Raw genomic sequence first — 19,345 nt, forward strand, 5'->3', positions numbered from 1 at the left:
CGGGCCGACCCGGCCGGGTCAGGCGACCTGGTTGATGATCGCCTCGGCGACCTCGCGCATGGACAGCCGCCGGTCCATCGAGGTCTTCTGGATCCAGCGGAACGCCTCGGGCTCGGTCAGCCCCATCTTGGTGGTCAGCAGGGACTTCGCCCGCTCCACGAGCTTGCGGGTGGCGAACTGCTCCTTCATGTCGGAGACCTCGCGCTCGAGCGCGGCGATCTCCTCGAAGCGGGAGATCGCGATCTCGATCGCGGGCACGAGGTCGTCGACGGTGAACGGCTTGACCACGTAGGCCATGGCGCCCGCCTCACGGGCCCGCTCGACGAGCTCGCGCTGGCTGAAGGCCGTGAGCAGGACGACCGGGGCGATCCGGTCCGAGGCGATCTGCTCGGCGGCCGTGATCCCGTCCAGGACGGGCATCTTGACGTCCATCAGCACGAGGTCCGGGCGGTGCTCGCGCGCCAGCTCGACCGCGAGCTGGCCGTTGTCGGCCTCCGCGACCACGTCGTAGCCCGCCTCCCGCAGCATCTCCACGATGTCGAGGCGGATGAGGGTCTCGTCCTCGGCCACCACCACCCGGTGGGGCGGGCGCAGGGACGTCCCGGCGTCCTCCCCGGGGAACGCGCTGTGCTCGGGCTCCTCCACCGGGGAGGGGTTCGGCTGCTCCGTCACGGTGACTCCTTGCCTGCTGGTGGGGCGGTCCCGCCGAGGCGGGACCGCAGGGGCGTCCTGGGGCACGGCCGGCTCGGGGCTGCCCGATGCCGCACGTGCCGTCCGATCGGTCCCAGCCTATAACTGTTGTAGAGTGATCGAGCGCAGGAGCCGCCCTCCCCCGGGCCGCGCGCACTGCGGACGAAGGCCCAAGTGGCGGAACTGGCAGACGCGCCGCACTCAAAATGCGGTTCCTTCGGAGTGTGGGTTCGAGTCCCACCTTGGGCACCAGAACCCCGGACCGGCGGTCCGGGGTTCTCTCGTGCCCTCAGTCCGTCCCGGGAGCCCGGTCGCGGAGCAGGTTCGTCACCCGCGCCGTGGACAGCCGGCGCCCCCGCTCGTCGGTCATCACGACCTCGTGCACGGTCAGCGTGGCGCCCAGGTGCAGCGCGGTGCAGGTCCCCGTGACCGTCCCGGAGGAGATCCCGCGCTGGTGCGTCGCGTTGATGTCGACGCCCACCGCGAAGCGCTCCGGACCGGCGTGCACGCTCGCGGCCGTGGAGGCCAGGGTCTCCGCCAGGACGCAGTGCGCTCCCCCGTGCAGGACCCCGCCGGGCTGGGTGCTCGGCTCGACCGGCATCGTGGCCACCGCCCGCCCGGGCGAGAGCTCCGTGAACCGGATGCCCATCGCCCGGGCCAGGCCGCCGATCCCGTGCCCGGGGAAGACGGCGTGCAGCTCCTCGGGCACGCCGTGCTCGCTGAGCTCGCGCGAGTGCTCCTCGGGGCCCATGCCGGCGCGCCCGCTCAGGACTCGCGCCACGGCCCCACGTGCTCGCGCTTGCGCTGGCTGCTCAGCAGCTCCCCGGCGTCCCTGACGTCGCCCACGCGGTGCACCTTCACGAGGTTGGTGGTGCCGGCGACCCCGGGGGGCGAGCCGGCGCAGATCACCACGAGGTCGTCCTTGCCGGCCAGCCCCTCCTCCTGCAGGTGGCGGTCCACCTGCTTGGTCATGTCGTCCGTGTGGGCGACCTCCTCCACCTGGATCGGCTGCACGCCCCACAGCAGGGACATGAGCGCGGTGACGAGCGGCTCGGGGGTGAAGGCCAGGATCGGGTGGGCCGGGCGCAGGCGGGAGAGCCGGCGGGCGGAGTCCCCGGACTGGGTGAACGTGCAGATGTAGCTGACGTCGAGCTGCCGGGCGATGGTGACGGCCGCACGGGTCACGGCGCCGCCGCGGGTGCGCGGCTCCGTGCCGAGCGCGGGGACGCGCTCCAGCGCCTGGCTCTCGGTGGCCTCGATGATCCGGGCCATGGTCTCGATGGTCTCGATCGGGTACTTGCCCACCGAGGTCTCCCCCGAGAGCATCACGGCGTCGGCGCCGTCGAGCACCGCGTTGGCGCAGTCGGAGGCCTCGGCGCGCGTGGGGCGGGGGCTGTCGATCATCGACTCCAGCACCTGCGTGGCGACGATCACCGGCTTGGCCCAGCGCCGGGCGAGCTCGATGGCGCGCTTCTGCACGATCGGCACCTGCTCCAGGGGCAGCTCCACGCCGAGGTCGCCGCGGGCGACCATGATGCCGTCGAACGCGTCGATGATCTCGTGCAGGGAGTCCACGGCCTGCGGCTTCTCGATCTTGGCGATCACTGGCAGGCGCCGGCCCTCCTCGTCCATGATCTCGTGCACCCGCACGATGTCCTTGGCGTCGCGCACGAAGGACAGGGCGATGAGGTCCACCCCGCGGCGCAGCGCCCAGCGCAGGTCGTCCTCGTCCTTCTCGGACAGCGCCGGGACGTTCACGGCCACGCCGGGCAGGTTGATGCCCTTGTTGTTGGACACCGCCCCGCCGACGACGACCTCGGTGGTCACGGTCGTGTCGGAGACCTCGGTGGCGCGCAGGGCGATCTGGCCGTCGTTGATCAGCAGGGGGTCGCCCACGTTCACGTCCCCGGGCAGGCCCTTGTGGGTGGTGGAGCACAGCTCCTGGGTGCCCTCGATGTCCTCGGTGGTGATGGAGAAGACGTCACCGGGCAGCAGCTCGTGGGGCCCGTTCGCGAACCGGCCGAGCCGGATCTTGGGTCCCTGGAGGTCCGCGAGGATCGCGACCGTCGCCCCGGCGTCGGCCGCGGCGCGCCGCAGGTTCTCGTAGGACGCGTCGTGGACGGAGTGGTCGCCGTGGCTCATGTTGAGCCGGGCCACGTTCATGCCGGACCGGATCGCCTGGGAGAGGTTCTCGTAGGAGGAGATGGCCGGGCCGATCGTGGCCACGATCTTTGCTCGTCGCATGTGTGCCGCCTTGGGTTGTGGGGTGTCACCGCGGGAGGACGCGCAAGGAAAAACGACCGGGACGCCGCGCGGGCGCGGCGGAGCTCCCGGCCGCTCTGCCTGGTTGTCCTGCCCCGGAGCGGGGAGGTCCTTCCCAGCCTATCAACGCGGCCCGCCGTGTCGAGGCCGCCGGCCCGGGGGCTCCGACGACGGCGCGGGCCGCGCCCCCGGGTGGGGGCGCCGCCCGCGCCGTGCCGGTCGCCCTACAGGCTGAGGTCGATGGCCCGGTCCGTGGGGGCCACCGGCGCCGGGAGGCGGGTGGAGCCCATGAGGTAGCGCTCGACGGCGGCGGCGCAGGCCCGGCCCTCGGCGATCGCCCACACGACCAGGGACTGGCCCCGGCCGGCGTCGCCGCACGAGAACACGCCGTCCACGTTGGTCATGTACCGGTCGTCGCGGGCCACGTTGGTCCGCCCGTCCAGCTCGGCGCCGATCTGCTCGGTGATGTCCTCGGACTCGTTGCCGGTGAACCCCAGGGCCAGGAACACCAGGTCCGCGGGCAGCACCTTCTCCGTGCCCGCCCGCGGGGCGCGGCGGCCGTCGGGCAGGTACTCGGTCTCGGCGACCTTGAGACCGGTCAGCTTGCCGTCCTCCCCGACGAACTCCACGGTCGAGGCCATGTAGGTGCGCTCACCGCCCTCCTCGTGGGAGGTGGAGACCTCGAAGACCCTCGGCATCATCGGCCACGGGTCGGCGTCGGAGCGGTCCGCCGCGGGCTGGCGCCCGATGGCCAGGGACGTGATCGACGCGGCGCCCTGCCGGTTGGCGGTGCCGATGCAGTCGGAGCCGGTGTCGCCGCCGCCGAGCACGATCACGTGCTTGCCCTCGGCCGAGATCTGGTCCTCGACCTCGTCGCCGGCCACCACGCGGTTGGCCGGCACGAGGTAGTCCATCGCGAAGTGCACGCCCTCGAGGTCGCGGCCCGGGATGGCCAGGTCGCGCGGCCGGGTGGCGCCGGTGGCGACCACCACCGCGTCGTAGCGGCGCTTGAGCTGGTCCCAGGTGATGTCCTTGCCGATCTCCACCCCCGGGCGGAAGCGGGTGCCCTCGGCGCGCATGACGTCCAGGCGGCGGTCGAGGACCTCCTTCTCCATCTTGAAGTCGGGGATGCCGTAGCGCAGCAGCCCACCGATCCGGTCGTCGCGCTCGTAGACGGCCACCGTGAACCCGGCCTGGGTCAGCTGCTGGGCCGCGGCGAGCCCGCCGGGGCCGGAGCCCACGACGGCCACGGTCCTGCCGACCAGGCGCTGGGGGACGAACGGCTTGATGATGCCCTCGTCGAAGCCCATCTCGCCGATCGAGTACTCGATCTGCTTGATGGTCACCGCGGGCTGGTTGATCCCGAGCACGCACGAGGACTCGCACGGAGCCGGGCAGACCCGCCCGGTGAACTCCGGGAAGTTGTTGGTGGCGTGCATGCGCTCGACCGCCTCGGCGTCGAGGCCCCGCCACACCAGGTCGTTCCACTCGGGGATCAGGTTGCCCAGGGGGCAGCCCTCGTGGCAGAAGGGGATGCCGCAGTCCATGCACCGGCCGGCCTGCTTCTGCAGGACCCCCCGGTCCTGGGCCTCCTGGACCTCCTTCCAGTCCATGATCCGGACCGGCACGGGCCGCTTGGGGCGGTCGACGCGCTCGGTCACCTTCAGAAAACCGCGCGGATCAGCCACGGGTCGTCACCTCCAGGATCTTGTGCCAGGCCTCGTCACCGTCGGGGTCCTGCCCCTGGGTCACGGCCTCTTCGCGGATGCCCTGCACGGCGGCGTACTCCCGCGGCAGGACCTTGGTGAACCGGCCGAGGGTGGCCACCGGATCGGCCAGCAGCCGGTCCGCGAGCTCGGAGCCGGTCTCCTCGGCGTGCTTCGTGATGAGCGCGAGCACCGTCTCGGCGTCCGCCTCGTCCAGGGGCAGCAGCTGCAGCTCCCCGGTGTCCCGCGCCTGCTTGTTGACCGAGGTCTCGGCGAGGTCGATGACGTAGGCGACGCCGCCGGACATCCCGGCGCCGAAGTTGCGCCCGGTCCGGCCCAGCACCAGGGCCGTGCCGCCGGTCATGTACTCGCAGCCGTGGTCCCCGATGCCCTCGACCACCGCGGTGGCGCCCGAGTTGCGCACCAGGAAGCGCTCGCCCACGGTGCCGCGCAGGAAGATCTCGCCGCTGGTGGCGCCGTAGCCGATCACGTTGCCGGCGATGACGTTCTCCGAGGCCTCGAAGACCGCGTCCCGCTCGGGGCGCACGATGATCCGCCCGCCCGAGAGGCCCTTGCCGGTGTAGTCGTTGGCGTCGCCCTCGAGGCGCAGGGTGATGCCCTGCGGGAGGAACGCGCCGAGGGACTGCCCGGCCTGGCCGGTGAGCGTCACGTCGATCGTGTCGTGGGCGAGCAGGTCGGTGCCGAACGTCCTGGTCACCTCGTGCCCGAGCATGGTGCCGACGGCGCGGTCCGTGTTGATGATGTGCTGCTGGATCCGCACCGGCTCCCGCTTCTCCAGGGCGGCCCGGGAGAGCCGGATGAGCTCGTTGTCGAAGTGCTTCTCGAGCTCGTGGTCCTGGCTGCGGGTGTTGCGCACGGCGGCGCCGCGGTGCTCGAGCACCGTGGAGTGCAGCATCGGCGAGAGGTCGAGCCCGTGCGCCTTCCAGTGGTCGATCGCCGCCTTGGTCTCCAGGACCTCGGCGTGCCCGACGGCCTCCTCGATCGAGCGGAACCCGAGCTGGGCCAGGTACTCCCGGACCTCCTCGGCGATGAACTCGAAGAAGTTCACGACGTGCTCGGCCTTGCCCGTGAACCGCTGGCGCAGCTCCGGGTTCTGGGTGGCCACGCCCACCGGGCAGGTGTCCAGGTGGCACTTGCGCATCATGATGCAGCCCTCGACGATCAGCGGGGCCGTGGCGAAGCCGAACTCCTCCGCCCCGAGCAGCGCCGCGATGATCACGTCGCGCCCGGTCTTCATCTGCCCGTCGGCCTGGACGACCACCCGGTCCCGCAGCCCGTTGAGCATCAGCGTCTGCTGGGTCTCGGCGAGGCCGAGCTCCCAGGGCGCGCCGGCGTGCTTGAGCGAGTTCAGCGGGGCCGCGCCGGTGCCGCCGTCGTGCCCGGAGACCAGCACCACGTCGGCCTTGGCCTTGGTGACGCCGGAGGCCACGGTGCCGATCCCGATCTCGGAGACCAGCTTCACGTGCACCCGGGCCCGCGGGTTGGAGCGCTTGAGGTCGTAGATCAGCTGCGCCAGGTCCTCGATCGAGTAGATGTCGTGGTGCGGCGGCGGCGAGATCAGGGATACGCCCGGGGTGGAGTGGCGGGTCTGGGCGATCCAGGGGTAGAGCTTCTGCGCCATGAGCTGGCCGCCCTCGCCGGGCTTGGCGCCCTGGGCCATCTTGATCTGGATGTCGTCGGCGTTGGTGAGGTACAGGCTCGTGACGCCGAAGCGGCCGGAGGCCACCTGCTTGATCGCCGAGCGCCGCTGCGGGTCGAGCAGGCGCTCGACGTCCTCGCCGCCCTCACCGGTGTTGGACTTGCCGCCGATCCGGTTCATGGCGATGGCCAGCGTCTCGTGCGCCTCCTGGGAGATGGAGCCGTAGCTCATCGCACCGGTCTGGAAGCGCTTGACGATCGAGCTGACGGACTCGACCTCCTCGAGGGGCACCGGCGTGCGGTCGGAGGCGAAGCCGAGCAGCCCGCGCAGGGTGAGCAGCTTCTTCGTCTGGTCGTCCACGAGCTTCGTGTAGGACTTGAAGATGTCGTAGCGGCCGCTGCGGGTGGCGTGCTGCAGCCGGAAGACCGTCTGCGGGTTGAACAGGTGCGGCGGGCCGTCCCGGCGCCAGTCGTACTCGCCGCCGGTCTCGAGGTCCCGGTAGGGCTCGGTCACGCCGTCCTCGGGGTAGGCCCGGCGGTGGCGGGACGCGGTCTCCTCGGCGATGACGTCGAGGCCGATGCCGCCGATCTGCGTGTGGGTGCCGGTGAAGTAGTCGTCCACGAGCTCCCGCGACAGGCCGAGGGCCTCGAAGACCTGGGCGCCGCAGTAGGAGGACACCGTGGAGATGCCCATCTTGGACATGATCTTCTGCACGCCCTTGCCCAGGGCCTTGATCAGGTTGTGTACCGCGTGCTCGGTGGTGATCCCGGTGAGGTCGCCCGAGCGCACCAGCTCCTCCGCGGACTCCATCGCCAGGTACGGGTTCACGGCGGCGGCGCCGTAGCCGATGAGCAGGGCCACGTGGTGGACCTCGCGGACGTCGCCGGCCTCCACGATCAGCGCGACCTTGGTGCGGGTGGCCGAGCGCAGGAGGTGGTGGTGCACCGCGGAGGTCAGCAGCAGCGACGGGATCGGAGCCCACGCGCCGTTGGAGTCGCGGTCCGAGACGATGACGTACTCGACGCCGCGGGCCACGGCCGCGGAGACCTTCTCGCAGATCTCGGCGATCCGGGCGCGCAGGGACTCCGCCCCGCCGTCGGGTCGGTACAGCCCGCGCACCTTCAGCGCCGCGGGCATGCCGTCGGCGTCCTCGATGTGCAGGAACTGGTCGAGCTGGTCGTTGTCGATCACCGGGAAGTCCAGGGCGATCTGGTGGGTGCGCACCCGCTCGGTGGTCAGCAGGTTGCCGGTCGGCCCGACGGAACTGCGCAGGCTGGTGACCAGCTCTTCGCGGATCGCGTCCAGCGGCGGGTTGGTGACCTGCGCGAAGGACTGCACGAAGTAGTCGAACAGCGTGCGCGACCGCTCCGAGAGCACGGCGATCGGGGTGTCGGTGCCCATGGCGTAGATGGGCTCGGCGCCCTTGGCCGCCATGGGGCCCACGATCATCTTGAGCTCCTCCTGCGTGTACCCGAAGGTCTTCTGGCGCAGGGTGATGGAGGAGCGGGGGTGGACCATGTGCTCGCGCTCGGGCAGCTCCCGGATGTCGACGATGTTGGCGTCGGCCCACTCCTCCCACGGCTCGGCGGAGGCGATCTCGGCCTTGATCTCGGCGTCCTCGACGATCCGCCCGCGGGCGGTGTCCACGAGGAACATCGTGCCCGGGGAGACGCGGCCCTTGCGGACGATCTTGCGGTCCCCGACGTCGACGACGCCGACCTCGGAGGCGAAGACGACGAGACCGTCGTCGGTGACCCAGAACCGGCCGGGACGCAGGCCGTTGCGGTCCAGCAGGGAGCCGACCTGCACGCCGTCGGTGAAGGCCACCGCGGCCGGGCCGTCCCACGGCTCCATGAAGGAGGCGTGGTAGCGGTAGAACGCCTTGCGGGCGGGGTCCATGGTCTCGTGGTTCTCCCAGGCCTCCGGGATCATCATCATCATCGCCTGGGTGACCGGCCGGCCCGAGAGCACGAGCAGCTCGGCGACCTCGTCGAGGGACTGCGAGTCGGACGCGCCCTCCGAGCAGATCGGGAACAGCTCTTCGGGGTTGCGGCCCAGCAGCGGGGACTTCAGCTGAGACTGGCGGGCGCGCATCCAGTTCCGGTTGCCCTTGACGGTGTTGATCTCGCCGTTGTGGGCGAGCGTGCGCATGGGCTGGGCCAGCGGCCACGAGGGGAAGGTGTTGGTGGAGAACCGGGAGTGCACGATCGCGAGCTCGGTGGTGAACCGCTCGTCGGACAGGTCCGGGTAGAAGGGCTCGAGCTGCTGGGTGGTCAGCATGCCCTTGTAGACGATCGTCCGCGAGGACAGGGACGGGAAGTAGACGCCGGACCGGTTCTGGGCCCGCTTGCGCAGCCGGAACGCCTTCTGGTCCAGTCGCCGCCGGGCCGCCTCGTCCTCGGGGGCCGGCGCGGTCTCGGCCACGAAGAGCTGCACGAAGTAGGGCATGACCTCGAGGGCGGAGCGGCCCACCACGGACTCGGCGACCGGGACCGGGCGCCAGCCGAGGACCTGGAGCTCCTCGGAGGCCGCCAGCTCCTCGAGGGCGGCCTGGACCTGGTCGGCGTTCTCCCCGCCGTGGGGCAGGAACGCGGTGCCCACGGCGTAGCCGCCCAGGGGCGGCAGCTCGAAGTCCACGACCGCCCGGAAGAACGCGTCGGGCAGCTGGGTGAGCAGCCCGGCGCCGTCCCCGGTGCCCTCGTCGCCGCCCACGGCGCCGCGGTGCTCGAGGTTGCGCAGGGCCGTCAGGGCGGCGTCGACGATCTCGTGGGTGGGCGCGCCGTTGAGGGTCGCCACCACGGCGAGGCCGCAGGCGTCCTTCTCCTCGTCCGGGTGGTAGAGGCCCTGCTCCTCGGGCGCGTTCGAGAACTGCTCGAACGGCGACGTCGCCTGTTCCTCGGCGGCCTCGGCCGGGGCGGCCGGACGCGGGTCCGTGCCGTGCTGGGCAGAATTGTCACCGGGGGTGCCGGCGGGGGTAGAGGTCATGACAGACGTCTCCTCACCATGAGATGCGGTCAACAGGAGCGGCCCCCGCAGCAGAGCTCCGGTCGGGAGGTGCCGCCGGTTCGTGAGCCGCCGCCGGCGTCCTCGATCGGTGGTCGATGCGATGCCGAACGGTGGGAGGGCCCCGTTCCAGGAATGTCCGACGATGGACGATCGTGGCGTGCGCAGCGGTGGAGGGCGTGGTTCACCCGCCCCCAGTCGAGCGCCAGTGAAATCTAGCACCCGGATGTTACAAGTCTGAAAACTCCCGGACCCGGTCCGGTATCACGCGGCGGCTCAGGTGCGCGAGGCCTCCACGGCGGCCCTGCGGGCCCGGCGGCGCCGGGTGATCCCCACGAGCAGCGCCAGGCCGAGCAGGACGAGTCCCAGCGAGGTCCACACGTGCACGCGCTGGCCCAGCAGCACGAGGGAGGGGTCGATCCGCAGGAACAGCTCGATGAGCATCCGGCCGACCCCGTAGTGGACCAGGTAGAGGGCGAACAGCCGGCCGCCGTCCAGCCGGAACCTCCGGTCCAGGGCCAGCAGCAGCACCACGCCCAGCAGGTTCCACAGGGACTCGTAGAGGAACGTGGGGTGGAAGAGGGTGTCGGCGGGCAGCCCGGCGGGGAAGTTGGCGCTCGCGGGGTCGATCTCCAGGCCCCACGGCAGGGTCGTGGGGCGGCCGAAGAGCTCCTGGTTGAACCAGTTGCCCCAGCGCCCGATCGCCTGGGCCAGGAGCAGGCCCGGCGCCGCGGCGTCGGCGAACACGGCCAGGGGGATCCCGTGCCGGCGGCACACCCACCACGCGGCCAGCGCCCCGCAGGCCACGGCGCCGATGATGCCGAGCCCGCCCTCCCAGATCCGCAGGGCGTCGAGGGGGTCGGCGCCGGGACCGAAGTACCCGGCCGGGTCAGTGATCAGCACGTGGTAGAGCCGGGCGCCGACGATGCCGGCGGGCACCGCCCACATGACGATGTCCCACACGATCTCCGGGTCCCGCCCCCGCGCCGCCCAGCGCCGCGTGGTCAGCCACATCGCCGCGGCGATGCCGGCGAGGATGCACAGGGCGTAGGCGTGCACGGTCAGCGGGCCGACGGAGAAGCCCGACCAGTCCGGGGAGGGGATGCCCTGCCGGACGGGGACGCCCAGCAGGACGGGAACGGGGGAAACGGCGCTCAGCAGCATGCGGTGGGGCCTCGGCTCGTCGGGACGTGGGGGGCGGGGACCGATGTCGGCCGGTCCGCCCCGTCACGCTATCAGGCGAGACCGGCCAGTTCCCGGGCCAGGGCGCCCACGGCCTCGGGGCCACCGTCGGCCAGCGCCTTGACCAGCGCGGTGCCCACGATCACGCCGTCGGCGTAGGCGCCGATCTCCTCGACGTGCGCCCGGCGGGAGACGCCCAGGCCCACGCACACGTGCTGCGCGCCGGCGGCACGGGTGTCCGCGACGAGCTGCTCGGCGACGTCGGAGACGGCGTCCCGGGCTCCGGTCACGCCCATCACGGAGACCGCGTAGACGAAGCCGCTCGCGGCCTTGACCACCAGGTCCAGGCGCTCCCGGGAGGAGGACGGGGCGGCCAGGAAGATCCGGTCCAGGTCGTGGGCCTGGGAGGCGGCGAACCAGTCGGCCGCCTCGTCCGGGATGAGGTCCGGGGTGATGATCCCCGCTCCCCCGGCCTCGGCGAGGCGCGCGGCGAAGGTGTCGACGCCCAGCTGGAGGACGGGGTTCCAGTAGGTCATCACCACGGGCACCGCGTCGGTGCGCTCCGAGACGGCCCGGACCACGCGGAAGACGTCGGCCACGCGGAAGCCGTTGGCCAGGGCCGTCGTCGTCGCGTGCTGGATCACGGGGCCGTCCATGACCGGGTCCGAGTACGGGATGCCGATCTCGATGACGTCCGCGCCGTTGCGGCCCAGCGCCACCGCCGCCTCGACCGACTCCTCGACGGTCGGGAAGCCGGCGGGCAGGTAGCCCACGAGCGCGGGCCGGCCCTGCTCGCGGCACGCGGCGAGGCGCGCGGCGAGCCGGGAGTCGGGGTTGCTGCGCAGGTCCGCGGGCAGGATGCGGGAGGCGAGGTCGGCCCCGCCGGTCGCCTGGTGGGTGGTGCTCACAGTCGCTCGCCCTTCTCGCCGAGTTCGGCCTCGGCGCTGTCGTCCGGGAGCATCCCGAACCACTCCGCGGCCGTGGCCACGTCCTTGTCGCCGCGCCCGGAGAGGGAGACGACGATGATCTTCTCGGCCGCGGCCTCCGCGCCGAGCACCTCGACCCAGCGGTGGCCGAGCTCCAGCGCCCCGGCCAGGGCGTGGGAGGTCTCGATCGCGGGGATGATGCCCTCCGTGCGGCACAGCAACTGGAACGCGTCCATCGCCTGGGTGTCGGTGATCGCCTCGTAGCGGGCCCGCCCGATGTCGTGCAGGTAGGAGTGCTCGGGGCCGACGGCCGGGTAGTCGAGGCCGGCGGAGATGGAGTGGGACTCGAGGGTCTGCCCGTCCTCGTCCTGCATGAGGTACGTCTTGGCGCCGTGCAGCACGCCGGGCCGGCCCAGCGAGATGGTGGCCGCGTGCCGGCCGGTCTGCACGCCGTCGCCGCCGGCCTCGAAGCCGTGGAGCTCCACCGAGGGGTCGTCCAGGAAGCCGTGGAAGATGCCGATGGCGTTGGAGCCGCCGCCCACGCAGGCCGCCACGGCGTCCGGCAGGCGACCGGCCTGCTCGAGGACCTGGGCGCGGGCCTCCTCCCCGATCTGCTCGTGGAAGTAGCGCACCATCGCCGGGAACGGGTAGGGACCGGCCGCGGTGCCGAGCAGGTAGTGGGTGTGCTCGACGGACGCGACCCAGTCCCGCAGGGCCTCGTTGATGGCGTCCTTGAGCGTGCGGGAGCCGTTGGTCACGGGCACCACGGTGGCGCCCAGCAGCTCCATGCGGGCCACGTTGAGGGCCTGCCGGCGGGTGTCCTCCTCGCCCATGTAGACCACGCACTCCATGCCGAACAGCGCGGCCGCGGTCGCGGAGGCCACGCCGTGCTGGCCGGCGCCGGTCTCGGCGATCAGCCGGGTCTTGCCCATCCTCCGGGCGAGCAGGGCCTGGCCCAGCACGTTGTTGATCTTGTGCGAGCCCGTGTGGTTGAGGTCCTCGCGCTTGAGGAACACCCGGCACCCGGCCTCCGCGCCGAACCGCAGCGCCTCCGTGAGCAGGGAGGGACGGCCCGAGTAGTCGCGGGAGAGCCGCTGGAACTCCGCGGTGAACTCGGGGTCCGCCTTGGCCTTGTCGAAGGTGTCCGTCAGCTCGTCGAGCGCGGCGACGAGGGACTCGGGCATCCAGCGCCCGCCGAAGTCCCCGAAGTAGGGGCCCGGCGCACCGCGCAGGGACGCCGCCTCCGCGGCGGCCGCCTCGGCGGCGGAGGCGTGCCGGCGGGCGCGGGCCGCCGCGCCCGCGGTGCGGAAGCCGGCGATGGTGGCCGCGGCGTCGTCGCTGCGCACGAGCGCCTCGCCGACCAGCACGGCCTTCGCCCCGTGGGAGGCGTAGAGCTCGATCTGCTCCTCGCCCTCCACCCCGGACTCGGCGACGAGCACCGCGTCCTGCGGCAGGAGCCCCGCCAGCCGGCCGAAGGTCTCGACGTCGGTGTCGAGGGTCTTGAGGTCGCGGACGTTCACGCCCACGATCCGGGCGCCCACCGCGACGGCTCGCTCGATCTCCTCGGGAGTGTGGGTCTCCACGAGGGCGTGCATGCCGAGCTCGTGGGTCAGATCGAGGAACCGGCGCAGCTGCTCGTCGGTGAGCGCGGCCACGATCAGCAGGACCAGGTCGGCGCCGTGCGCCCGCGCCTCCCAGATCTGGTACTCGTCGACCGTGAAGTCCTTGCGCAGCACGGGCACGCCCACGGCCGCGCGCACGGCGTCGAGGTCGGCCAGGGACCCGTTGAAGCGGCGCTGCTCGGTCAGCACGGAGATGACGGAGGCCCCGCCGCGCTCGTAGGCCGTGGCGAGCAGGGCCGGGTCGGCGATCGGCGCGAGGGCGCCCTTGGACGGGCTGGAGCGCTTGACCTCCGCGATGACCTGCACCGCGTCCCGGCTCGGCCCGCGCAGGGCGGACTCGGCGTCCAGCGCCGGCGGGCGCTGGGCCGCCGCCTCCCGCAGCTCCTCGAGGCCGACCCGTTCCCGGCGCTCCGCCAGGTCCGCGCGGACGCCCTCGATGATGGTGTCCAGGACCGTCCCGGTGCTCTGTTGCGACATGGATTCCTGTCCTCTCGGCGGCGACGGCCGCCTTCGTGCGTGCTGCGGGACGTGCGGTCCCCGCCCCGGTCGTGCCGGGACGGGGACCGGCTCCGTGCGGGAGGGGGTCCGGCCGGGGCGCGTGCTGCGCGGGCCGGGCCGGGGTCAGCCCTGGTGGTCGTTGGCCTCGTGCTTGCGCTGCTCCGAACCGGCCCCGTGGCCCATGGAGCGCAGCACGGCACCGGCGATCAGGCCGACGACGACGAGGCCGATGCCCACGATGAGCAGGGGCGTGGTGCCCAGGGTGAAGCCCACGACGCCGACGATGACGCCCACGGACATGATGCCGACGGTCACCCAGGCGGCGAGGGTGTTGCCGTGCCCCACGAAGCCCGTGTGGTCGAGGACGATCTCGTTGCCGTTTGCCATGATTGCTGCACTCCTGATTTCCCTGCCGGGGCCGGTCGGCCCCGCTCGCCGGGCCCCGTCGGGGGAACGGCGGTTGCTGACAGTCTGTCTCGCCCCATTGTGCCACTCCGCGGCGCCCGGCGCGCACCGCGCCGCGGCGCGGTGCGACCGCCGCACCGGGGCTGCGCGCCCGCGCCCCCGGTGCGGTGCGGGGGGCTCGGGCGGCCGGCTCAGGCGGTGGGGTCGCGCCCCTCCGTGAGAGCGTCCCACGAGTCGATCTCGTCCCCGTCGCGGGCGGGCCCGCCCGCGGCCGGCTCCGTCCCGGTGCGCTCGTAGCGCCGGGCCGCCGTCCACGACCGGCCCGCCAGGAGGGCCCAGGCACCGCACAGGGCGACCAGCACGGCCGCGACGGCCGCGAGCCAGGGCCACGGCGTCAGGGCGAACTCGCCGCCGGCGTTGACCATGCCGGTGGACTCCCCCACGGCGGTCCGCGCGGCGCCGGTCGGGTCGGCCAGCACGGCCGCGGACGCGGCCAGGGCGCCGAGACCCGCCAGCACCACCACCACGGAGACCACCGGGCGCAGCACCCGCCCGGAGATCGCCGTGGTGAGGGCCCCGGCGGCCGCGACGAGACCCAGGGCGGTGACCGCCGGGGCCGCCTCGGAGCCGGCGACGTCCACGGTCACGGGCTCCAGCGTGGTCTGCACCGTGGCCGAGATCCACGTGGCCGCCGAGCACGCGAAGACGGCGAGCGCCGCGAGCAGCGTCGCGGTCACCACCCTGGACTTCCGGGACAGCCGCGCCCGGGGGGCCGCGGGGGCCTCAGCCACGTCCGGCACCGGCGCCCGGCACGGCGGTGCGCTCGAGGTCGAGCTCGCGCAGCCGCTCGGCGAGGAGCACGGCCCGCAGGGGCGCGGTGGCCTTGTTGAGGGACTCGAGGGCCTCGGCCTCCGGGTCCGAGTCGGCGACGATGCCGCCGCCGGCCTGCACGTAGGCCTTGCCGTCGACGAGCAGGGCGGTGCGGATGGCGATCGCCATGTCCATGTCCCCGGCGAAGTCGAGGTAGCCGACCACCCCGCCGTAGACGGCCCGGCGCAGCGGCTCGTACTGGTCGAGCAGGCGCAGGGCGCGCGGCTTGGGCGCGCCGGAGAGCGTGCCGGCGGGGAAGGTCGCGGCGAGGACGTCGTAGGCGGTGGCGTCCGGGCGCATCCGCCCGACGACGTTGGAGCACAGGTGCATGATGTGGCTGAAGCGCTCGACCTCCATGAACTCCGTGACCTCCACGGAACCCGGGACGGCGATCTTGGAGATGTCGTTGCGGGCGAGGTCCACGAGCATGAGGTGCTCGGAGCGCTCCTTCTCGTCCTGGAGCAGGTCCCGCTCCAGGTCGAGGTCCTCCTCCACGGTCCGCCCGCGGGGGCGCGACCCGGCGATCGGGTGCGTCACGGCCTGGTCGCCCGTCACGGTCACGAGCGCCTCCGGGGAGGATCCGACGATCGAGAAGGGGCGCCCGTCGGCGTCCTCGAAACTGTACAGGTACATGTAGGGGCTGGGGTTGATGGCCCGCAGCATGCGGTAGACGTCGAGGGAGTCGGCCCCGCACTCCGTCTCGAAGCGGCGGGAGACCACGACCTGGAAGATGTCGCCGTCGACGATGGCCTTCTTGCCCTCCACGATGGAGTTCATGAACAGCTCACGGTCCCAGCTCTGGGCGACCTTGGACTCGAGGTCCCCCCGGATCTCGTCGGTGCCGCTGAGCGTCGAGGCGGTGACGTGGCCGGCCGGCCGGGCGAGCTTCTCGAGCATCGCGTGCACCCGCTCCACGGCGTCCGCCCAGGCCTCGTCGACGCGCTCGTCGGTGTCGTCGAAGTTGACGGCGTTGGCCACGAGCATCACGGTGCCGTCCGTGTTGTCGTGGATGGCGATGTCCGAGACGAGGTTCATCGCCAGCTCGGGCAGGCGCAGGTCGTCCTCCGGCGGGTGCGGAAGCCGTTCCCAGCGGCGCACGGCCTCCCAGCCCACGAAGCCGACGAGCCCGGAGGTCAGCGGCGGGACGTCCTCGAAGCGCTCCGTGTGCAGCAGCGCCATGGTGTCCCGCAGCGCCTCGACCGGGCTGCCGCCGGTGGGGGCCCCGGCCGGCGCCCGCCCGATCCAGTGCGCCTGCCCGTCCTTGGCCGTGAGCGTGGCCCGGGAGTTGGCGCCGACGAACGAGTAGCGGGACCAGACACCGCCCGCGGCCGCGGACTCCAGGAGGAAGGTGCCGGGGCGGGCCGCGCCGTTCTCGAGCGCGAGCGCCCGGTAGAGGCCGATCGGGGTCATGGCGTCCGCGAGGATCCTGACCCGGACGGGGATGACGCGGCGCTCCGCGGCGAGCGCGCGGAACTCCTCGAGCGTGGGGCTGATGGTGCCCAGGTCCTGCATGGGTGTCGACCTGACTTCCTGGTGGCGGACGGGGGGTGCGGAGGGGGTGCGGCTCAGCAGGTGGCGACGGCGCCGAGGTCGCGGCCGTCGAAGCAGCTGCGGGTGCCGGTGTGGCAGGCGGCGCCGGTCTGGGCGACCTGCACGAGCAGGGCGTCGCCGTCGCAGTCCAGGCTCACGCTGTGCACGCGCTGGACGTGCCCGGAGGTGTCGCCCTTGCGCCAGTACTCCTGGCGGGAGCGGGACCAGAACGTCACCCGGCCCTCCGTCAGGGTGCGGCGCAGGGCCTCGTCGTCCATCCAGCCCAGCATCAGCACCTCCTGGGTGTCGTGCTGCTGCACCACGGCGGCCACGAGACCGGCCGGGTCCCGCTTGAGTCGCTGCGCCACGGCAGGATCGAGGACGTCGGTTCCGGGGTCGGGGCTCTGCTCGTTCATCGCCCCCCATCCTATCGACCCGTTCCGGGGGCCGGTGTCCCGGCCGCCCGCACTCCTGCCGTCCGCGCCCCGTCCTCCCGGGCTCCGCCCTCGCGCGTCCCGCGGTCCCGCGCCGGGGGTGCTTCCGGGGAGTCCCGCCGCCGGCGGGGCCGGGCCCGTCCGGGTGCCGGGCCCGCGGAGCGCGCCGGGACGGCCGGCAGCCGGGTGGCGGCGACCGTCAGGAACGCCACGGTCAGGATGTACATCGACAGCCCGAGGGCGTAGGTGCCCACGGCCCGGTAGCCGCCCACGAGGTCCGGGTCGAGGAAGAAGTAGGGGTACCAGTTGACCATGCGTCCCCGCACCAGGGTGTACACGGCCCACAGCGCCGGGAACACGGTGGCCACCCAGACGGTGGCCCAGCGCAGCCGGTTCCGGCCCGGGGCCAGCAGGAGGTCGAGCACCGCGTAGACCGGCAGCACGAAGTGCAGGACCTTCGAGGACAGCGGCACGAGGAACAGGTGGCCGAACAGCTCGGCGTTGGCCAGCAGCACCGCGAAGACCGTGCCCGAGACCACCGTGTAGGTGGTGGACAGGGCCCGGAGCCCCGTCAGCCAGCCGGGCTCCTGCCGCCCGGAGGCCGTGTGCAGCACGGCCAGGAGCACGGCCAGGACCAGCAGGAACGAGCTGTGGATCGTGAAGTAGCTGAACAGGTTGGAGCCGAGGCAGGTGCGCGTCACGAACGCGCAGTCGGCCCGCGAGACCAGGGCCCAGATCGCGACGGCCAGGGCCGCGACCCGCAGCGCGACGACGACGACTCGCACGTGTGCCTCCTCCCGGCCGTCCGCCCCCAGGATAGGGGAGCCCTGCGAGCGTGTCCGCCGGTCTGCCGGGAGCGGGAGCCAGCACCTATGGTGGGGGAAGAACCGGTTCGGCACGGCGGGCAAGGACACCCACGACGATGCACCCCAGGACGACGCGGCGACGGCGCCGCGCAGCCGCAGCGGTCCTCACGGGCCTGCTCCTGGCCGGGTGCGCCGGACCCGGCGCCCCCGGGGACCCTGCCGGCAGCCCCGCGCCGTCCGCCGACGCGCCCTCGACCCACGGGACCTCCGCCGCTGCGCCGTCGGCGGCTCCGTCCACCCCCCGGGCGAGCTCCCCGCCCGCCCGCGGGCCGTGGGGGGCCTACGCGGACCGCGCGGAGGCGTGCGCCGCGATGGCCGAGGACCTCCTGGCGATCGCCCTGCTGCCCGCCAGCCTCTCCGCCGCGCCGCGCCCCGAGCAGGTGCAGGCCGTCGAGGACGAGATCGCCGGCATGCTCGCCGCCGCTCCCCCCGAGCTCACCGCGGACCTGTCCCGGGTCCAGCTGCTCGTGGACTCCTACAGCGAGGAGCTCGCGGACGACCCGGGAGCCCGGTTCGACGGCGCGGCCCTGGACGAGGCGCTCGCGCCGGTGCGCGACTGGCTCGACGGGACCTGCCGGGGCACGCGCTGAACCGGGCGACCCCGTCGGGGTCGCCCGGTCCGGGCGGTGCGTGGTCTAGCGGCGGTTGAGGAGGCCCCGCAGCTTGCCCCCGAGACCGCGGCCCGCGTTGCGTCCGGCACCGGCCTGACCGGTGGCGTTCATGCCGCCGGTCGCCCGGCGACCTCCGGTGGCACGCCCGGTGCCCCGTCCGGTGAAGCTCTTGATGATGCTGTTCAGTCCCACGGTGGACTCCTTGGTGGTCGGCCTGTCGAGCGACTGTCGTCAGCTCACTTCCGACTGTACGCCCGGCGCTCGTCCACGGCTACGGTCGCCTCAGCGGACCTCGTGCCCCGCCGCGCGCAGGGCGTCCTTGACCTCGGCGATGGCGTGCACCGGCCCGAAGTGGAAGATCGAGGCGGCCAGCACGGCGTCCGCCCCGGCCTCCACGGCCGGCGGGAAGTGCTCGGGGGACCCGGCCCCGCCCGAGGCGATGAGCGGCACGTGCACCCGGGAGCGCACGGCCCGGATCATCTCCAGGTCAAAGCCCTCCTGGGTGCCGTCCGCGTCCATGGAGTTGAGCAGGATCTCCCCCACGCCACGGTCCGCGGCCTCCCGCGCCCACTCCAGGGCGTCGAGGCCGGTGAGGGTGCGTCCGCCGTGGGTCGTGACCTCGAAGCCCGAGGGGGTGTTGCCCGTGCGCCGGGCGTCGAGGGAGAGCACGAGGACCTGGCTGCCGAAGTGCCCGGTGATCTCGTCGATCACCCCGGGGCGGGCGACCGCCGCGGTGTTGATGGACGCCTTGTCCGCCCCGCAGCGCAGCAGCCGGTCGACGTCGGCCACCGCGCGCACGCCGCCGCCCACCGTGAGCGGGATGAAGACCTGCTCGGCGGTGCGGGAGACGACGTCGAAGGTGGTGGCGCGGGCGGCCGAGGACGCCGTGACGTCCAGGAACGTCAGCTCGTCGGCGCCGGCCTGGTTGTAGCGCTTGGCCAGCTCGACCGGGTCCCCGGCGTCGCGCAGGTTCTCGAAGTTGACGCCCTTGACGACGCGACCGGCGTCCACGTCCAGGCACGGGATGACACGTACGGCAACGCCCACGGGCGGGACCTCCTCGGCGGTGGGTGGGGAACG

At 73.0% G+C, this 19,345-nt stretch carries 16 protein-coding genes and 1 tRNA gene; 2 read left to right on the top strand and 15 right to left on the bottom strand.

What is annotated here, in order from left to right:
- Positions 1–18: 18 nt before the first annotated feature.
- On the bottom strand, positions 19–645 hold the full coding sequence (locus RE027_RS04805) for an ANTAR domain-containing response regulator (protein ID WP_438612417.1): 627 nt from the start codon (positions 643–645) through the stop codon (positions 19–21).
- 213 nt (positions 646–858) lie between these two features.
- On the opposite strand from RE027_RS04805, the gene RE027_RS04810 reads away from it, so the two are divergent.
- Positions 859–942: transfer RNA gene (locus tag RE027_RS04810), tRNA-Leu, on the top strand.
- A gap of 37 nt (positions 943–979) precedes the next feature.
- Here the strand turns inward: RE027_RS04810 and RE027_RS04815 are convergent.
- The 12 genes from RE027_RS04815 to RE027_RS04870 all read right to left on the bottom strand — a co-directional run bounded on the left by RE027_RS04815 (position 980) and on the right by RE027_RS04870 (position 17,573).
- Positions 980–1,441, bottom strand: a complete 462-nt coding sequence (locus RE027_RS04815; protein WP_368807259.1) for a PaaI family thioesterase — start codon at positions 1,439–1,441, stop codon at positions 980–982.
- A gap of 14 nt (positions 1,442–1,455) precedes the next feature.
- Positions 1,456–2,934 (bottom strand): pyruvate kinase, encoded by a 1,479-nt coding sequence (gene pyk / locus RE027_RS04820; RefSeq protein WP_368807107.1) that lies wholly within the window; start codon positions 2,932–2,934, stop codon positions 1,456–1,458.
- Between the two features lie 242 nt (positions 2,935–3,176).
- A complete protein-coding gene (locus tag RE027_RS04825; protein ID WP_368807108.1) occupies positions 3,177–4,640 on the bottom strand; it encodes a glutamate synthase subunit beta in 1,464 nt (487 codons plus the stop codon).
- A complete protein-coding gene (gene gltB / locus RE027_RS04830; RefSeq protein ID WP_368807109.1) occupies positions 4,633–9,303 on the bottom strand; it encodes a glutamate synthase large subunit in 4,671 nt (1,556 codons plus the stop codon). Before gltB ends, RE027_RS04825 begins: the two co-directional genes overlap by 8 nt.
- A gap of 294 nt (positions 9,304–9,597) precedes the next feature.
- Positions 9,598–10,485, bottom strand: coding sequence for a prolipoprotein diacylglyceryl transferase (lgt, locus tag RE027_RS04835; RefSeq protein ID WP_368807110.1), 888 nt, complete (start codon positions 10,483–10,485; stop codon positions 9,598–9,600).
- 71 nt (positions 10,486–10,556) lie between these two features.
- A complete protein-coding gene (trpA, locus tag RE027_RS04840) occupies positions 10,557–11,363 on the bottom strand; it encodes a tryptophan synthase subunit alpha (protein ID WP_387919983.1) in 807 nt (268 codons plus the stop codon).
- A 44-nt stretch (positions 11,364–11,407) separates the two neighbouring features.
- On the bottom strand, positions 11,408–13,528 hold the full coding sequence (gene trpB, locus RE027_RS04845) for a tryptophan synthase subunit beta (protein WP_368807111.1): 2,121 nt from the start codon (positions 13,526–13,528) through the stop codon (positions 11,408–11,410).
- 144 nt (positions 13,529–13,672) lie between these two features.
- Entirely contained in the window at positions 13,673–13,936 is a 264-nt protein-coding gene (locus tag RE027_RS04850) for an HGxxPAAW family protein (RefSeq protein ID WP_368807112.1), read from the bottom strand.
- A gap of 209 nt (positions 13,937–14,145) precedes the next feature.
- Positions 14,146–14,745, bottom strand: a complete 600-nt coding sequence (locus RE027_RS04855; RefSeq protein WP_368807113.1) for a Trp biosynthesis-associated membrane protein — start codon at positions 14,743–14,745, stop codon at positions 14,146–14,148.
- Entirely contained in the window at positions 14,738–16,336 is a 1,599-nt protein-coding gene (locus tag RE027_RS04860) for an anthranilate synthase component I (RefSeq protein ID WP_368807114.1), read from the bottom strand. Before RE027_RS04860 ends, RE027_RS04855 begins: the two co-directional genes overlap by 8 nt.
- Positions 16,337–16,389: 53 nt before the next feature.
- Complete coding sequence (gene hisI / locus RE027_RS04865; RefSeq protein ID WP_368807115.1) at positions 16,390–16,770, bottom strand: phosphoribosyl-AMP cyclohydrolase; 381 nt, start codon at positions 16,768–16,770, stop codon at positions 16,390–16,392.
- Between the two features lie 11 nt (positions 16,771–16,781).
- Entirely contained in the window at positions 16,782–17,573 is a 792-nt protein-coding gene (locus RE027_RS04870) for a Pr6Pr family membrane protein (RefSeq protein WP_368807116.1), read from the bottom strand.
- Positions 17,574–17,710: 137 nt separating this feature from the next.
- Between RE027_RS04870 and RE027_RS04875 the strand changes: the two genes are divergently transcribed.
- Positions 17,711–18,244: a hypothetical protein gene (locus RE027_RS04875; protein WP_368807117.1), complete on the top strand. Its 534-nt coding sequence runs from the start codon at positions 17,711–17,713 to the stop codon at positions 18,242–18,244.
- A gap of 45 nt (positions 18,245–18,289) precedes the next feature.
- Here RE027_RS04875 and RE027_RS04880 read toward each other — a convergent pair whose 3' ends face one another.
- Both RE027_RS04880 and hisF read right to left on the bottom strand, forming a co-directional pair.
- A complete protein-coding gene (locus RE027_RS04880) occupies positions 18,290–18,457 on the bottom strand; it encodes a hypothetical protein (protein WP_368807118.1) in 168 nt (55 codons plus the stop codon).
- A 90-nt stretch (positions 18,458–18,547) separates the two neighbouring features.
- Complete coding sequence (hisF, locus tag RE027_RS04885; protein ID WP_368807119.1) at positions 18,548–19,312, bottom strand: imidazole glycerol phosphate synthase subunit HisF; 765 nt, start codon at positions 19,310–19,312, stop codon at positions 18,548–18,550.
- Positions 19,313–19,345 lie beyond the last annotated feature (33 nt).

It is taken from the genome of Kocuria sabuli, assembly GCF_040981185.1.
Classification (GTDB): domain Bacteria; phylum Actinomycetota; class Actinomycetes; order Actinomycetales; family Micrococcaceae; genus Kocuria; species Kocuria sabuli.

Bases quoted from the DNA above. Each gene is read 5' to 3' on its own strand.
- RE027_RS04815 (WP_368807259.1), bottom strand. From the start codon at position 1,441: ATGGGCCCCGAGGAGCACTCGCGCGAGCTCAGCGAGCACGGCGTGCCC.
- pyk (WP_368807107.1), bottom strand. From the start codon at position 2,934: ATGCGACGAGCAAAGATCGTGGCCACGATCGGCCCGGCCATCTCCTCC.
- gltB (WP_368807109.1), bottom strand. From the start codon at position 9,303: ATGACCTCTACCCCCGCCGGCACCCCCGGTGACAATTCTGCCCAGCAC.
- lgt (WP_368807110.1), bottom strand. From the start codon at position 10,485: ATGCTGCTGAGCGCCGTTTCCCCCGTTCCCGTCCTGCTGGGCGTCCCC.
- trpB (WP_368807111.1), bottom strand. From the start codon at position 13,528: ATGTCGCAACAGAGCACCGGGACGGTCCTGGACACCATCATCGAGGGC.
- RE027_RS04850 (WP_368807112.1), bottom strand. From the start codon at position 13,936: ATGGCAAACGGCAACGAGATCGTCCTCGACCACACGGGCTTCGTGGGG.
- RE027_RS04860 (WP_368807114.1), bottom strand. From the start codon at position 16,336: ATGCAGGACCTGGGCACCATCAGCCCCACGCTCGAGGAGTTCCGCGCG.
- hisI (WP_368807115.1), bottom strand. From the start codon at position 16,770: ATGAACGAGCAGAGCCCCGACCCCGGAACCGACGTCCTCGATCCTGCC.
- RE027_RS04875 (WP_368807117.1), top strand. From the start codon at position 17,711: ATGCACCCCAGGACGACGCGGCGACGGCGCCGCGCAGCCGCAGCGGTC.